Origin of the sequence: Acinetobacter sp. CS-2 (genome assembly GCF_016599715.1) — a bacterium.
GTDB lineage: Bacteria > Pseudomonadota > Gammaproteobacteria > Pseudomonadales > Moraxellaceae > Acinetobacter.
The window spans coordinates 3,063,936-3,080,140 of sequence record NZ_CP067019.1; the positions used below are offsets into that span (position 1 = coordinate 3,063,936).

Annotated in this window: 16 protein-coding genes; 9 read left to right on the forward strand and 7 right to left on the reverse strand. The window is 38.6% G+C overall.

Going from position 1 to position 16,205, the window contains the following annotated elements; all coding sequences use genetic code 11:
* Positions 1-56 precede the first annotated feature (56 nt).
* Positions 57-332 (reverse strand): hypothetical protein, encoded by a 276-nt coding sequence (locus JFY49_RS15085; protein WP_200223336.1) that lies wholly within the window; start codon positions 330-332, stop codon positions 57-59.
* A 1,144-nt stretch (positions 333-1,476) separates the two neighbouring features.
* On the opposite strand from JFY49_RS15085, the gene JFY49_RS15095 reads away from it, so the two are divergent.
* From JFY49_RS15095 to JFY49_RS15135, 9 genes are all read left to right on the forward strand, one after another.
* Entirely contained in the window at positions 1,477-2,682 is a 1,206-nt protein-coding gene (locus JFY49_RS15095) for a tyrosine-type recombinase/integrase (protein WP_200224887.1), read from the forward strand.
* 150 nt (positions 2,683-2,832) lie between these two features.
* Positions 2,833-3,903: a hypothetical protein gene (locus JFY49_RS17770; RefSeq protein ID WP_200223339.1), complete on the forward strand. Its 1,071-nt coding sequence runs from the start codon at positions 2,833-2,835 to the stop codon at positions 3,901-3,903.
* 185 nt (positions 3,904-4,088) lie between these two features.
* Entirely contained in the window at positions 4,089-4,382 is a 294-nt protein-coding gene (locus JFY49_RS15105) for a helix-turn-helix transcriptional regulator (protein ID WP_200223340.1), read from the forward strand.
* The gene (locus tag JFY49_RS15110; protein ID WP_200224888.1) at positions 4,379-4,933 is read left to right on the forward strand and encodes a Rha family transcriptional regulator; all 555 of its coding nucleotides are present in this window, start codon (positions 4,379-4,381) and stop codon (positions 4,931-4,933) included. The genes JFY49_RS15105 and JFY49_RS15110 overlap by 4 nt, the downstream gene beginning before the upstream one ends.
* A gap of 301 nt (positions 4,934-5,234) precedes the next feature.
* On the forward strand, positions 5,235-5,789 hold the full coding sequence (locus JFY49_RS15115) for a hypothetical protein (RefSeq protein ID WP_200223341.1): 555 nt from the start codon (positions 5,235-5,237) through the stop codon (positions 5,787-5,789).
* 149 nt (positions 5,790-5,938) lie between these two features.
* Complete coding sequence (locus JFY49_RS15120) at positions 5,939-6,763, forward strand: helix-turn-helix domain-containing protein (RefSeq protein ID WP_200223342.1); 825 nt, start codon at positions 5,939-5,941, stop codon at positions 6,761-6,763.
* Positions 6,760-8,133 carry a replicative DNA helicase gene (gene dnaB / locus JFY49_RS15125; RefSeq protein ID WP_200223343.1) on the forward strand — a complete coding sequence of 458 codons (1,374 nt, stop codon included), beginning with the start codon at positions 6,760-6,762 and terminating at the stop codon, positions 8,131-8,133. The genes JFY49_RS15120 and dnaB overlap by 4 nt, the downstream gene beginning before the upstream one ends.
* Before the next feature lie 2 nt (positions 8,134-8,135).
* On the forward strand, positions 8,136-8,507 hold the full coding sequence (locus JFY49_RS15130; RefSeq protein WP_200223344.1) for a hypothetical protein: 372 nt from the start codon (positions 8,136-8,138) through the stop codon (positions 8,505-8,507).
* A 322-nt stretch (positions 8,508-8,829) separates the two neighbouring features.
* Positions 8,830-9,858, forward strand: a complete 1,029-nt coding sequence (locus JFY49_RS15135; RefSeq protein WP_200223124.1) for a transposase — start codon at positions 8,830-8,832, stop codon at positions 9,856-9,858.
* Here JFY49_RS15135 and JFY49_RS15140 read toward each other — a convergent pair.
* The 6 genes from JFY49_RS15140 to JFY49_RS15165 all read right to left on the reverse strand — a co-directional run bounded on the left by JFY49_RS15140 (position 9,849) and on the right by JFY49_RS15165 (position 15,047).
* Complete coding sequence (locus JFY49_RS15140; RefSeq protein WP_227609490.1) at positions 9,849-10,424, reverse strand: hypothetical protein; 576 nt, start codon at positions 10,422-10,424, stop codon at positions 9,849-9,851. The two genes, JFY49_RS15135 and JFY49_RS15140, sit on opposite strands and share 10 nt — an antisense overlap.
* Before the next feature lie 27 nt (positions 10,425-10,451).
* Positions 10,452-10,832 carry a hypothetical protein gene (locus JFY49_RS15145; RefSeq protein ID WP_200224889.1) on the reverse strand — a complete coding sequence of 127 codons (381 nt, stop codon included), beginning with the start codon at positions 10,830-10,832 and terminating at the stop codon, positions 10,452-10,454.
* An 80-nt stretch (positions 10,833-10,912) separates the two neighbouring features.
* Complete coding sequence (locus JFY49_RS15150) at positions 10,913-11,488, reverse strand: hypothetical protein (protein WP_180110425.1); 576 nt, start codon at positions 11,486-11,488, stop codon at positions 10,913-10,915.
* A 79-nt stretch (positions 11,489-11,567) separates the two neighbouring features.
* Entirely contained in the window at positions 11,568-14,102 is a 2,535-nt protein-coding gene (locus JFY49_RS15155) for a hypothetical protein (RefSeq protein ID WP_200224891.1), read from the reverse strand.
* Between the two features lie 144 nt (positions 14,103-14,246).
* On the reverse strand, positions 14,247-14,741 hold the full coding sequence (locus JFY49_RS15160; RefSeq protein ID WP_200223346.1) for a hypothetical protein: 495 nt from the start codon (positions 14,739-14,741) through the stop codon (positions 14,247-14,249).
* A gap of 3 nt (positions 14,742-14,744) precedes the next feature.
* Positions 14,745-15,047, reverse strand: a complete 303-nt coding sequence (locus tag JFY49_RS15165) for a hypothetical protein (RefSeq protein ID WP_200223347.1) — start codon at positions 15,045-15,047, stop codon at positions 14,745-14,747.
* Between the last annotated feature and the right edge of the window lie 1,158 nt (positions 15,048-16,205).

Consider the following 16,205-nt stretch of genomic DNA (forward strand, 5'->3'; position numbering starts at 1 on the left):
TGATGAAAAATAACAATATTAAATCTAAAAGCCAGTGTAATACTGGCTTTTGGTTTCTAGGCTGTTTGTTTTTTAGGTGCTAAAGCCATATGGAAAATCATACCCATAATGATTGAGGTACCAATGCTGCTAAAAAGATGGTGCTCAATAGCGAAGTCTGGCTGCATGGCTTTAATCCCTAACCATATCAGTACGCTTATAAAAAACCAACCTAGTGTTACCGCTTGTTTTTTGTTTACCGACCAATTAGCAATCTCTGGTTTTGAATTAACAACAGCTTTACCAACAACAAAAGAAATAATTGCATGAAGCAGTAGAAAAATAAGACCCATATAACCCACTATTTTTATGATTAAAGTTATAGATCATCATATATGAAAAAGTCTGCATGAAATCGGTGTTTTTTAGGGGCTAAACCTACCTTCAATTTACCTTGAGGAAATAGCGAAAAGCACAGCATAAAAATTAATGGAAACTTCATTAAACAAAGCATAAATACTTTATTTTTATTGGCATAAACTACCAAAAAAAACCACATAAAATAGGTCCATACCGGATATCTTTATTATAAATTAACCCTAAACCAAAATTTAAATATATAAAACAAATACTTATATGGGTTTTTTCTATTTTTTTATAGTTGTTTTAGGGTTGTTTTAGCTGTTTCGCAAATTAACCCCATGAAGCTTTTTGTCAAGCATAATTTTTTAGTATGTTTGAACCGATAATGATTGGCAAAATATTACATTTTCAGCACATAAGATTAGTGATTTATCAATGTAAAAATAACGAATAAATTTGTGTATTGTGGAATTGAAAAAGCCCCCATGCTTATGATTAGGCATGGGGGCTTTTCTGCGAAGATAGAGTTTTAAAACTTGAGTAACCTTACCATAGTTTTTATATGGTTAAATCAATAAAGAAAAGTGCTGAGTGCGTATTTTAAATCGCGCTATTTTCGTTTGTGCCGACTGGCACCTGAATTACTAATAGCAGTAGTCGATCTATCAAGCTGGAATGTCTGGACACCCCCTCTACTATTCGACTTACTCGACCAGTAAAAAACAGGTCGGAAGAAAACAGTAAAACCACTTATATTTTTTTAAGCTAAAAAAGCAGTTTTATATTCAAAAACACACGAATCGAGAAATAAGGAATCAAATTGACGATACGTGTACTGATACTCCAACTCTGAACACTTGTCGGTATATTTGTCGGTATATTTGAATTTATCATAATTTATATTTATATTTTTCAGTAAGTTATATCGTTATTGCGACTTCCTCTTTCACCGCCATATTGAAAAGAACTGCAATCCAAAGCAGTAAAGAAAGGCTTAATTCTAAAGGGATTGAGCCTTTTTTATTGTCTACCGCAAAGAAGTGCAATACTTCCGAATCGTTGGTATAGTGTTGGTATAAAGGTTGGTATGGCATGAATACCAACATATTTATACCAACAATGGGGTATACCAACATGCTCACCGACACAAAGATTAAGCGCCTAAAGCCTACTCCTGATAAGAAAACCCCAGATAAATACAGTGATGGTAATGGACTACAACTCCATGTATTTCCCACTGGCCGTATGACTTGGATCTATGCTTATCGTTTTAATGGCAAACAAAAAAATCTAACTTTAGGCTCTTACGAATTTATGAGTCTTGCTCAGGCTAGAGCGAAACACTTAGCAGCCAGAGAACTATTAGCCAATGGAATTGACCCGGCTGAAAAGAAGAAAGAACGTAAAGCCGAAGCAGATGAAAGTACTTTGTTTCAGAGTTTAGCTCTTGAATGGTTAGATAGTAGAAAGGCTGTAATTAAAGAGCCCACCTATTTAAGGGATTTATCAGTATTTGAAAAAGACTTATTCCCCTATATTGGCAATATGCCAATTGATCAAATTAAAGGTAAAGACGTTTTAGCCTGCGCTCAACGTATTGAGGATCGAGGGGCGCAAGAAATGGCAAAACGCTCTATTCCCCTTGCTGGTCGTGTATTCAGATATGCAATCCGAAAAGGCTTAATAGAAAACGATCCTACCCCGCACTTGCAAGAAGCTTTAAAGCCAAGAAAAGTAAAAAACATGGCTCGTTTGGATATATCCGAATTTCCTGCATTCCTACATCGTATGGATCGGTACCACGGCAATATCTTAGTCAAAACAGCATTACAGCTTATGACATTAACCTTTGTACGCACGGCGGAACTTAGGATGATGGAATGGGACGAGATTAATTTTGAATCTAAAGAGTGGCGCATACCACCGCATAAAATGAAAATGGAGTTAATGCATATTGTGCCTCTATCCAGTCAATCAATTGAACTACTGGAGAGTCTTAAGCCATTAACAAGTCATAAACAATATGTTTTTTACAATCACAGCACAGCGAAGCCATTAAGCAGCAATGCCCTTTTATGTGCCATCAGAACACTTGGTTATGCTGGGAAAATGACAGGTCACGGCTTTAGGGGATTGGCATCTACCACCTTGCATGAGCAAGGTTATGAACATGATGCTATCGAGGTTCAATTAGCACATAAGACCGGTAACGCCGTGTCTCAAGCCTATAACCATGCCCAGCATTTACAGTACAGAACCAAGATGATGCAAGAATGGTCAGACTTTATAGATAGTCTGAGAAATAACGTCGTTCCATTCCCTAAAGGGAAACGTGCCTAAATCAAGAAATTAATGAAGACATTCAGATGCTAACAATGAACTAATTATTTGATATATTGAACACGCCAGGTATAGGAGGCATCCGACAAGTAAGTACCCAACTTATTTACCTGGTCACTTTTGGGAATGCTGTGGGAGGCATTAATCAAAATGAAGAAATATTATTCTATAGATAAAATTATCCAGAAATCTGACTATCAATTAGATCATCATGATTTAAAAGATCTTTGTATTCGCGGTCAACTCACACCCTGTATCTATTTCGTAGGTAATATTGTTTGTATTCATGAAGAACGTCATCAAAATGAGATAGATGCCCGTGAATTAGGTCCGCATATACGATCCATAAGTTGGACTAATACTTTTAAAGGCTACATTAATTCTGATGAATTTTTAAATTTTATCGATTCATCTACGGCTCCAACTGACCAAACCAATGTATTTTTTCATGTTCAAAAAATTATTGAATATATAGATCCACTCAATAAGTTCCAGTCTTTAGCTCAGGATGAATATTTAAAAGCATTTCCGCGAATGACTGATGATGACATTAGAAATATCCGCTGGCTCGTTGAAGACAAGCACTTTGAAGGTAACCCATTTAGCTCAACAGAAATCGTTTTCCATTATTCTGAAGTAGATGCATTATTTTCAGCTCAAATCCAGAGAGAAGAAGACATCAAGTTCTTTAACGAATATGAAACTTCAAGCCAGTCAGATCAGTTAGAAAGAATGCGCGCCCAGGTTAAAGACCTGGAAAAAGAGAAAGAAGAATATTTAAAAAAAATTGAAAGACTCGAGTTGGAATTAGATATCAAGCATGATGATCTGATAAAGGCCAGTGTTAATAATGGCCTACTATCTGCAATAGTAAAAAAGCTCGAGGATAAGCAAAGTATCTCTGTCGATGAGCTAACTCATCTTCAGGAAAATGGTCTATGTGAATCTATAAACATCAATAAGAAACTTTATACAACACCAGCTCTCGAAGCTGTATACGGCGTCATTCAAGAACATTGGATCGACTATGACCCGGATAGCAATCAACCACCGCCAAAACAAACCACTGTGACAAACTGGATCAAAAAACATTATCCAGCGGTTCAGGCTGAGGATATCCGCAGATATATCGATAAAATTTGCCGTCACCCCAAAGCCAAAAAAGGTGGCAATACCAAAACAATAGACAATAGAAAAACCCCAAAGGTATCACCCCAATAATTCAATAAATATCATTAACTTATTTTGGTTTGGTGAAAGCTTTTTAGGGTTGCTACTACCCCTTTAACTATTCACCACCCCATTATTAATTTGCTCTGATGCTCTCATCAAGCCAACGCAAGCTACAGCAGTGAACTGCAAGTAATGCGACGGCAGCTATCTATTTCGACTAAATAGGATGAGTTATGGCATCTCTCACGCAAGAGCGATTTTTACGCATTAAGGATTTAGCGAATATTCCAGCTAAACAGGCGTCTACTCACATTTACAAAAGCGGCATTAACAAAGGTAAAGCTAAGGTAGTTAATGCTCGCCCAGCATCCGCAGGCTTACTTGGCGTCTCAGATAAAACGATTTGGAACTGGGTAAAGCGTGGTGAATTTCCAGATCCTATTAAGTTAAGTCCAAGTGTCACAGTGTGGCGCCTTTCTGAAGTCCAGGCATGGATGGACGAAAAAGGTATGGAGGCTTCTCAATGAATAAGCCTCTTAACTTTTCAACTGAAGCCCAAAACCAGTTAATTGAAATCAGTAATCGCTTTCATAATAGTGATAATCAAGCTGAAGCAACGACGACATCATTGAAAGTGGCGAAATACTTCCAGCGCAATCATCGTGATGTTCTTCGTGCATTGAGAGAGTTAGAGTGTTCTGCTGAGTTTAGCGTGCGCAATTTTGCGCTCACAGAATACATTGATACTCAGGGCAAACCCCGCCCAATGTATGAAATGACAAAAAATGGTTTTGTTTTTCTAGTCATGGGCTTCACTGGTAAGCAAGCAGCTCTTTTTAAAGAAAGCTATATCGCAGCTTTTGATGAGATGTCTGACTTCATCAAATCTCAGAATTTAACTCTTATTTCTGAATTCAACAAAGCTGTTCTGCAATATGAACGTGCTTCAGATGCTGCCAGTGAGGCAGGCCGTAATCTGGTTTTATTCGGTCGCAAGATTAAGCCACATGCTGCTGAAAAAGTCGCAGAGCTTGAACGACAACTTCAGCCTCTATTATTTGAGGAGGAAGACCAATGAAAATTATTTTTTGGCAATGTCTTCTCAAACTGAAAATATTCGGCTATATTAAATTTGTTCGGTGCAAAATCACTGAATTAGCTTTAGCAGGCTACAATGTAAAAGGCGCATACAGTCCGCTTCGGGCTTTTTTTATGCGTAAAATCTCTATGCATCCGCATCGCTATGTGGAGCTCGGGAGGGACACCTTTAGGTGTGCCGGGTACCTTTTACACCGGTCTGCTAACCCTTCTGAGCTTCACACCAATCTTTTAGCAGAGATTTGTGAAGCTCCTAAACTTGTAAAAGGAGCGCATTCATCATGAACGCTAAAGTACAAATTCAATTATCAGAACAATTAATTCCTTTCTACAGTGTCGCAGATATTATCAGTGCTTACTCACTTGCATCTGAATCTGCCATACAGCTTCGAACTCTGACTAATCAGATCAGCAAAGCAACGGTGTTTGTTAAAGCGTATGCAGAAGAAAATAAAGTCGACTCCACTATTTTTGCTGAACTCGAAAATCTAATCGTAATCTCCCACCAGCTTGCTAACAGTCAAGCGGATACCTATGGCCTTGAGCTTAAAAGACATAAACAAGAACCCGATGACCAATACAACGCGGGTGATCTGCACGATGCTTACTCATTAGCTTATGAAAATACATCTTGGCTTCAAACTATGTTTTATCAAATTAAAGATGAAGCTGAGATAGTTAAAGACGCCGTGAAGCAGAATATTCATAGCGCTGTATTTGGTGGTCTTGATAACTTAATCCATATTGCTGCGTATTTGGCTGATAACCATAGCAACACTTTCGATGTTGAACGCGAAAAATATGAAGCGGCATGGGAGGTATCTAAAAATGACTAAGCTTCCTGCTTCTTCTGAAAAAAATACAATTCAGCCTAGTTCTGAGTCTAAGCTTCCACCATCATCATCTGCCTATGCTGAGTCAGTCCGCATAACACCAGATCGCCTCTTTAATGCCGTGATCAAAAATAGCCGGCAAGGAGGGTCTAGTGAGCATTGATGCAACACGGTGGGCGTGGACTGCCCCAGTATGCAACTCTTCACAACGGCTCGTTCTGCTTTCATTAGCAGATCGAGCAAGTGAACATCATACAGCATGGCCGAGTATAGAACGCCTTGCAAAAGATACCGTCCTGGACAAAAAGACAGTTCAGAAAGTCCTTAGTGATCTTATTAAATCAGGTCTGGTTGTAGATACAGGTGAGCGTGCTGGACCGACCAAACGGGTTAAAGTTCTCAAACTAAACGGCGTCAAAGGACGTGAAGAATATACCCATAATTGGGATGATTCAGGTTCAAAAAAGGATGCTAAATCCAGAACAAATACACCCAAAAACGGGAATATTAAACAAACCCAAAAACGGAATGATTCCAATAATTGGAACAATCCCGAAAGCGGTACTTTAAATGATCCCGAAAACGGGATTTTGAACAATCCCAAAAACGGGATGCAGAACCAACCATTGAATCTATCAATGAATCTCTCTCAAGAACACGATTGGATTCCAGATAAAAATCAATTAATCAATGTGCTAAATACTGCGGGTCAACAACGGAATCTGGAATTAATTTTTGGATTGCCGGATTTCGAATTTCAATTGGGTGCATTCAATGCTCACTACGCTGGCCAAGTAATGCCCAACGCAAGAAAATTGTATTCATTCGTTCGCTGGATCATCGATAAATTTGAACGCTACCAAAAAGCTAATCCAAATTATGTGAACCAGTCTGGACTCAATACCGCTGCAGTCGAGCAACCGCTTATTAATTTGACCGATAGCAAACCTAAAAGTTTACTTGGGAGCATCGAATGAATACCAATACTCCCCCAATTCACAATCTACAAATTGAACAAGCAGTTCTTGCAGCCCTAATGACTGTTGCTGGTTCTTATGCTCAGGTTGAAAGTCTACTGACAGAACAAGATTTTCACGCAACACGCCACAAACTGATTTTTAATGCAATTGTTGATCTTGATGCTAAAAACTCACCATATGACGCTGTACTCGTCAATGAATGGCTTGAAATGCGCAATCATGGCGAAGCATCAGGTGGTGAGAAATATCTCATGCAGTTAATGAGTGATGCTCCTTCCAGTTTCTACAATCTGCAATCGTACGTAGAAAAATTGAAGGATTTTACCGCATGCCGCCAGGTTGAAGCTGAAGCACTGAAAGTAATCCAACAGGCCCGGCATTTAACTATCAGCCGTGGGGAGTTGGTCCAGAATGCTCAAGCTGCTTTTGCTGATCTGAATACTGAATCAGGAAGTGAATCTTTATTTCACATCCATGATGCAGCAGCAAATACTTTTCAAGAAATGCATCGAAAGATTGAGGCGGCTCTTGCGGGGGAAACGTCAATTAAAGGTATTCAAACTGGTATCTATGACCTGGACAAAAAGTTAGGGGATATTGAACCAGGCTGCCTGATGGTAGTGGCTGCCCGTCCTGCCATGGGTAAAACCACTATGCTTCAGCTCATTGCCAATAACGTAGCCGTTGTTCAGAAAAAGCCTGCTTTGATCATGTCTGGTGAAATGCCAAAAGAACAAATCGCCATGCGTCTCTGCTGTGCTATTGCACCGGCAAATATTGGAGTAGTACGTAATTCCCCACACATGCTTCCTAAGGAAGAATTTACAGCGTATACAAACGCCGTCGTGATGCTTAAAAGTGTGCCAATGCACATCAATGATACTTCACGGCCTTCTATTGCAAATATCCGTGAATCCATTCGCAAGGTAAAGCACCAATATGGTTCTGTAGGTGTCGTACTGGTTGATTATCTACAGATCATGAAAACTACAAAGCAATTTGCCCGGGAAGATTTAAAGATCGCCTACTTTACTGGTGAATTAAAAGCTATGGCCAAGGAGTTTGAGTGTGTCATTGTCCTTTTGTCACAACTCAATCGCGAGTTAGAGAAACGTCCAAACAAACGTCCAGTAATGTCAGATCTACGTGAGTCTGGTGCAATTGAACAAGATGCTGACCAAATTGTTTTCTTGTACCGGGACGAAGTTTATAACAAAGATTCCCAATACCGGGGTATTGCCGAGGCCATCGTGGGAAAAAACCGCCACGGCGAAGCTGGTACCGCCTATATGCACTCTCAATTGAAATACTGTCAATTTACTAACTTAGACCATGAAGCTTTGAATCAGATCCAAGGAGTTCAATAGTAATGTTTATAAATGATTGTGGCATTGATAGCACAGTTTTAAAAAAAGCTAAGGCCGAACGTTTTATCAACCTAAGGCAGCAAAAGAAGGTTAAAGAATTTCTCGTTAAACGTCGTGGATATAAGCGTCCAGACTTCAATCGTATGATTCTGGATTTGAGTCGGCTTAAATGGACACATGAAAAAATCGCGTTTGTTCTGCCTGTGGCGAATGCATCTACTGTGTCCGAATGGGCACGTGGTGGAAACCCAAACTTTGAACATGGTGAAGCTTTTATCGAATTGTGGAAAGCTGAAACTGGTCTTGAGCGCGTCCCACGCGAAGGTGAATGGCAGACATATAAATATGAAGTTGGGCAATTGGACTTACTTTAATATCAATAGTCCGCCATTTCTATGCTCTAAATGGTGGACTATATTTGATCGATAATATAATTAACTTGGAGATATATTAACTTTTCTTATGTGACATTTGTAATAAGCCATACCATCATCATTTTCAAATCGATCATTAAGCACAATATGATAGAGTTCTGAGTGTTCTAATCCCAGCATATCAAAATAAGATAATATAAACTGAAGTTCAAAATTAGAATTCTTATGCAAATTATCTTGTTCTTCGTCTGTTAAATAAATAACTATAGGACTTACGCATTGACGGATTCAAAAAAGTATTAAAATACTTTATAAAGTATCTGTGATCAGACGAATTAAACATGCTTCTACAGCAACTTGTACATTACCCATTTATATGGGCTTTCTCATGACAGAACCGAACTCTATTAGCTGCACACAACTTGCCGAGACTTATAATATCTCGCATGATAGTGTAAATCGCTTTCTAGAGCGTGAAGACTACACACCTCACGACCTATATCAAGAATCAATTCAACATATTGATAATAATAAACTTATAGTCAGTATTGATGATACTGTTTTAGATAAACCATATAGTCAACATATGGACTTGGTTAGCTATTTTTGGTCAGGCAAACACCACCGATCCGTCAAGGGTATTAATCTCATTACCTTGTATGCGACAGATCGAAATGGTCAAAATATTCCAATTAATTTCCGAATTTATGACAAATCTGAAAGTAAAACCAAGAATGATTACTTTATGGATATGTTAAGTGAAGTACTCAGTTGGGGTGCAAAGATTCAATTTATTACAGGTGATAGTTGGTATTCATCGACTGGAAATCTAAAAACCATAAGAAAATATGGTATTCGATTTATGTTTGGTATCGACTGTAACCGTAAGGTTTCCCCAGAAAAAGGACAATGGTTTCAACTGCGCTTATTGCCAGATTTCCATCAGGGTCAAGTGATCTGGCTCAAAGATTTTGGCTTTGTACAATTATTTAAGACTCAGTTAAAAGAACAGCAGAGGTTTTATATTGTGCATCAAGATGAAGATGATTTATTGTCCTTTGAAGGTTTTCATGAATTACATTCAAGTCATTGGAAAATAGAGCAATATCACCGGGTGATTAAACAGGTTTGTCATATTGAAAAGTTTCAAGTAAGACGATCTAAACTGATTTTGAATCATATTTTTTCAGCCTTGATGGCCTACGTTGAGATACAAAAGAACCAGTTTGAGCGGATCTTTGAAAATATATATCGTTGGCAGAAGAAATTATTTAGACCAATGATCAAAAACTTCATTGATGACTTTATTCTCGATAAAAATCATCTGCTACCACAGAGAATCTATAAGTAATAGTGCGTAAGTCCTATAACTATAAATTTTTTTATGCCTTTTTCCAGTAAAGTAATACTTTCAATTAAGCTTTCATTCCTAAAAATTCTTATTTTCTTAATAGGTGATCCTAAATTTTTTAAATGAAAGCTTATATCCTGCTGTTTATGCTCGTAACTTGGCTCCCCAGTAAAAGGATTATCCTCTACCATCACTACTTGTTCAGGATCAAAACATAACCCTTCAAATTCTAATATTGGTTTAGCTTGTTCATGCTGAACTTTTTGATCATCCTCATGAATTTTTATTAATTTTTTCTGTTCCTCAACACTATTTCTCAATTCAATGGCTTGAAGACGTAATGATTCGGTATTTTGCTTTAATTCACGCCCTTGTTGGAGATACCCATACACTAACCATAAAAAAGCTAAAGGAGAAAAAACACCAGCTAAAAAATCTCCTTTCTCATTTAACTTCAATGAATTAAATTCATCTAAATTAATTATAAAATTACAGCTTAAATATAAATATGAAATAGAGATGATAGTGATCAGAACCATCCCCAAATTATCTTTTATTATTTGCATAAACATACCAATAAATTATTAATATTATTAATTAATTTTGATTTTCATTGGTTGAAAATCATCAATATGTACCTGCTTGGTTTTCAATAAATCCTGACGCTTACCATCAGCAACCAATACGGCGCGCTTAACCTGAACTGTCCAGGTGCGATCCGCTCCGCACATCGTTTCGGACTCAAGAAAAATATTCCCAAATGCTTTACCTTGAAGGTTTTGTATATCGCCGTAGGTTATTACATTCTCAGAAGTGCCCTGCACTCTACCTGCTTTGTCCTTTGCTACCAGGTCTAAATACAACTTATCATTCTCCCCTAGAAAATCATGGATCGTTACATCCACTACGGCGGAACATATTCCAGAATTTACATAGCTTGTTCTGGAATGCTGCAAGGTGATTGGGGTGGCCATTACTGCTGAACTGAATAAATGGGTGGCTAAAATTAAAAGTAATTTTTTCAATTTTTAATTCCTATATCTATTTTTAATAATCATTTATTTTCTATCTTCAAAGCATCTACGAACTCTAGAGATTCTTTAAGACCATACAGATCAATCTTAACCTTCTCGAATTGCCCCTTAGTTGTCTTCCAAGTGTAGATTAATTCTCTACCACCCTTGAGCTTCTCTAAAATTATATCTGCCTGCTTATTTGCTAATAGATCCGCAGGTATATCCCTAATGACATTGCCGCCGTCTATCTTAAGATTAACTTTGGTTTTAAATCGGTCAGCACCTTGGAATACGTCCATAAATACAACTGACTTTTTGAAATCTCCATGCGTCAGGATCATTAGATTGTTTTGTCTGGTATCACAGATAATTTCATCAAAGCCAGTAGTATGGCTAGTCTCATAACCGCATTTTGTATGCCAGTTTTCGCTCTTTTCGTTGCCACCCGGATTGTATGCCATCTCTACAATAAAGGGATTTTCTTGTGATAAGCGTTGGGCTATCTGCTTGATATCATATCCATTGGCAGGGTCCAAGTATTTTGCTGGAACAACCATTTCAGCATGGATACTGGCAGCAAAAAGAACTAATGATAGGGCGACTATTCTTTTCATAATGAGTGCTTCAACTTTATATTTTTAATCTTTTATCATATATTTAAAATGATAAAAGGAGCCGAAGCCCCTTTTTTTGTTATTGTCCTATTGCTTTGCCAAAATCCGGGGATTCGATCTCATCCCATTCTCCCCACCACTGTGTCCGGTCCTGCTCACGCTCAGCCTTTCTAATAAGCTTTTCGCGATAACCTGGTGCAATGGCATCTTGAAGGCCATCAAAGATTAGTTTGTTAGTAGCAGCCTTAGTATACCAAAGATTTTGAGCAGGGATTTTGCTTTTAAGCAATCGGTAAGCTTCATTCCCAGCATTAGTATCCTTGCCCTCATACCATTGATTCAGGTTACCAAAGGTTAGAGATAGGATAGCTTTTGCATCACTACCTACTGGACCAACTAAAAAGTCAGTAGTATCACGCCCACTTGGGTCCATACCTGCCACCATAATGTCACCTACGATTGGCATACCGCCGCCAGCAACAAAAGCACGAGTGAAAAACTTTGCTTCTGTCTCTAGGTTGTCGTCATCATCAAACATAGCAGCCGGATCATTACCTAATGCAAGCTCTTTAAGTTGAACAACTAGTCCACCAAGTAATGTAGTCATGCCAAGTAATGAACCAGCATACCAAGCCCTACTAGCCCAACCGTTTTTAGATAGAGTACGGCTGCCATGCCGCATAAGGAAGGCTAGAGGGAACGATTTAAACTGAGTTACACAGCGCCAAAACTCCCCCATTTCTGTACCGGCTCTGCCTACTTGGAACTTGGTACGCTCTCGAATGCCTGCCTCAATAATTGCCATACCTTGCTCATCAAGAATATGAGTATGCAGTCTGGTCGATACTTCATCCTTAATTCGTTTTGGGTCGCCAAACTCAGCGAGCTTCTCATCTGGAATACGTTGGATAGCTTGGGCATGCATTAATGGGTTGCCCTTTGGATCTATTATTGGCTCAGCTAATTGCATCACCTTCCAATCCATTTCTGAGAGGCCACCCCCTTGGATTAACTCACGGTCTATGGCGCTAAGATCGTTCCAGTTTTTAGAGCGTGTTAAATCTGCAAATTTGTTCATCATCATAGTGGAATAGCCCATCTTAGATGCAGCAGTAAGAGCGTTTAATCCAGATACACGTAGCACCTGAGTAGCTAGAGAACTTGAAGCCTTAGCAATCTGTTCAGCACGGCCATGCACAGACGTTAGGCCATCGTCCGACCAGCGATTAAGAGAACCTAGCATCTCCTCAGTGGCAAGCCCTAGACTATGGGCGAAACGCCTGTCTTCTGCATTTGCTGGATTCAACATCCGAAGCATCTCACCAAATACTTTCCGGTATGCAATGCCATTTACTTGGGCTGTTTTCAGTATCATAGCCTGATCAGTGGCAGAGGATAGGACAGTACCGCCCAGCATTGAGGCCACATTCATGGAGCGATATGTAACTCCAGCATTGGCAAGCACCTTACTCTCTGGTGGATTCTGCCCGGTGAACTCATCAAACATAGTCTCAGCACGTACAAGGGACTTGTTTACTTTGTCCGGCTTAATACCATTCTGTACAGTGTCGATATGCCTAGCACTCTGCATAAGAATCTGCATGGCTGGGCGTGGATTACTTCCGAAGGTTTCCACTAAGGCAATATCTTTCGACATGCTTGTAATGTGACTTTCTAGGATGTCTACAAACTGCATACCACCATATTGGGATTGATAGTCCATCCATGCGTCTGCATTCTTGAAGTTAAGTACACGACCTTCCTGATGCTTACTAGTGACCTTTGCACCGCCCCCAACATAGCCTTTCCCTACTTCGATCTTGTTAGCGCCGTCAGTCACAATAGACGTGTAGATATTCCCTAGTACGCCTCTCAATTCATCATCAGGCATCAGATTGCCTTGAGCATCTACGAAGTCCTCACGTTTGATTAGGCCAATAATGTCATTAGTCCACTGTTCTTGGCCTGCCTCAGCTACCTTTTGTGGGCTGTGATGTTGTGGTAATGCATAATCACGGCGTTTTTTAATGTCGCCACCTGCACGATTGAAACGCTCTAGGATGTCATCAAAGGTCTTGCTAATGCCTTGAGCTGCTTTAAGCGCCGTAGCATCTCCAGTGCTTTCCCTATGCAATTCTTTGATGATGTTCTGTACTAAAGCCTTATCAGTGTATATGCCTAGGCTACCTTTGATATTTAAATAAGTATCTACCAATTTCCCTCGGTAAAGATCTGCTATCGCTCTGGTCTTAGAGTCTGCAGACTGAATGCCTGACATATCGCCATACGCTGCAACCATCCGGTCTATACGCTCTGACGCACTTATCTTTAGTGCTGGATCTTGAAGGATGGCAAGGTTTTTATTTTGGATAAGAATATCTTGTACGGCTATTCGCTTTTTACGAGCAAAGTCGGCTTGAATATCTTCTGCTACTTGCTTACTGGCAGCAGACAGCTTTTCCAGATCGGTTAAGCCTCTCCAGTGATCAATGTCTTTACGCGCTAGATTCACCATAGCCTGATTGATTCGGGCTTCAATATTTTGCACTTCCTGAGCATTCAAAGAGGCTTTACCCAGAGCCTTGGCTACGGCCTGCTTACATTGTTCTTTCATCTTCATATTCTAATTCCTGTAATTCAGAACAATGCCAGCATTGCCCATTTAATACAGTTAATTTAGAACAGTGCTCACACTCAAAAAATGGGTGTATCAGACATTAAAAAAGGAGCCTAAATAGCTCCCATCTCTGAATCTGACTTAGGCTGTACGCTTTGTTTGATTAAAGCAATGATTGATATTTCTCACACCAGACTTACGACCAATAGAAAGTGATCCCAGCACATTTTTTATAAACTGGATCTTCTTAACAATCTGGCCCAACTCAAACTCGAATGTATTCCTGTTAAGGAGGCGTTTAAATTCTTGATCAGGATCTAAATAATGCGCCGTAATGATCAAGGCATTTGGGCAACTATTCAGGCTAATTAGAATCGTATAGAGATGCTCATAATAGAATTCTTTATTGTTCTTAGCCGTTAAGTAAGTAAGGCGATGAATAAGTTCTTCCAGGTGAGAAACAACTTTTAGCAAGTGTCCTTTATAATTACTGTTAAACAATTGCACGGCTTCTTTCCCATTAATTTCTCTTTGAAATTCATCAATAAGGTATTCAATCCCATTACATAACTGGATTGATCTTTCCATATCATCACAGTCTAAAGGCTTAAAAGCCGGGTTTTTTGGTTTGTTCATAACCTATAGGCTCCAGTGATTATTTCTCGGAATATCTTTATCGTCTTTATCTGTAAATAATTTCCAAAGCTCAATCAATGCCTCACCTACTTCATAGTTAGGCCTACCACCACGTGCCCACTGGCTAACCGTACTGGCATTCGCTACAGGCAGAACAAATGCGATTTTTTCAGCCGTCATTTCATGATGTTCTTTTAGCTCTTCAATCATTTCCTTATAATTTGGTGCACCATAATGGATGGTATTTTTAACGAATATCAGCCTTTTCGATACTTCAAAATTATTGAGCTCAACAAAAATCCCCATATATCCCTCCATAAGTTTCAACTTATTAAGGAGTAATCTAAGCGCCTAAAAAATGGGTATATTTGCAACAAAACGCGCGCGCGCGCGAGGCAGGGAGCAAAACACTATATTTGAGGCATTCCAACCCATAGCAATTTGTTATAGCAACCCTATTATCTTCGCTAACCAACAACGAACATGAGTAAACAAATAAGATTTATAACAGGCACTCTCATATCGTTCTAATTTGCCCTATAAGCTACCTAAAAATATTGATGTACCATTTATCATTTTTTTAATTCAAATCGCTCACAGCTCAAGCCAGTGCAAAATTGATGCATATATCAAGTTAGTTTTAAAGTTTACTCTTGAATATGGAATGAAGAATTACCTTTGAATTAGTACGGCGCTTTCTCAAAAGAGAGATGATTGATTCAATGGTAGATTCATTGATAGGTTCTGCATCCCAAAAACGGGTACATTCAAAATCCCAAAATTGGGATCGTTCAAAATACCGTTTTTGGGAATATTACCGTTTTCGGAATGATACCAATATTGGGTATATTCTAAATTTAAACTGTCTTGACTGATGACAACTTCCCATTATTTTCTAGTCTTATTTATTTGGACAAAATGTTAGACAAATCATCTCCATAAAATTTAATAAGACTTTTATTTAGAAAATCATTCCATAGACAAAACTAAGACATTTTTTATATCAGGTTTTGGTAATCACTACAGGGGGAAATAAACAGGAGAAGTGACTAGTAGGGAATCTACTATGTCCTGATCTATATCTATATGTTTTATTTTGAGTAGACATTATTTCCAATCTCCACACATATAGAAAACAACTCCACACATATAAGACCTATCCAAAAAAACATCAAAAAATATGGTTTCAAATAAGGTTTTTTATACTGGGGAAAATGTCAGGTTTTAACAGGTTTATATTTCTATTTTTATTGATCGGCCCCAGGGTTATGACTGTATACCCCCTTGTCCGTACTTTTGATCATTTTATATACGTGGATTATGTTACTACATCAAAAAAAGTCTGTTACCACATCAAAACATGCACATCTGATTTCCTGTTACCACATCAAAACTTCATACCTGGTGCCATGTTTCGACCAAATAAAAAAATAATTTAATGTCGATATTCTTAGTGAGTTATCT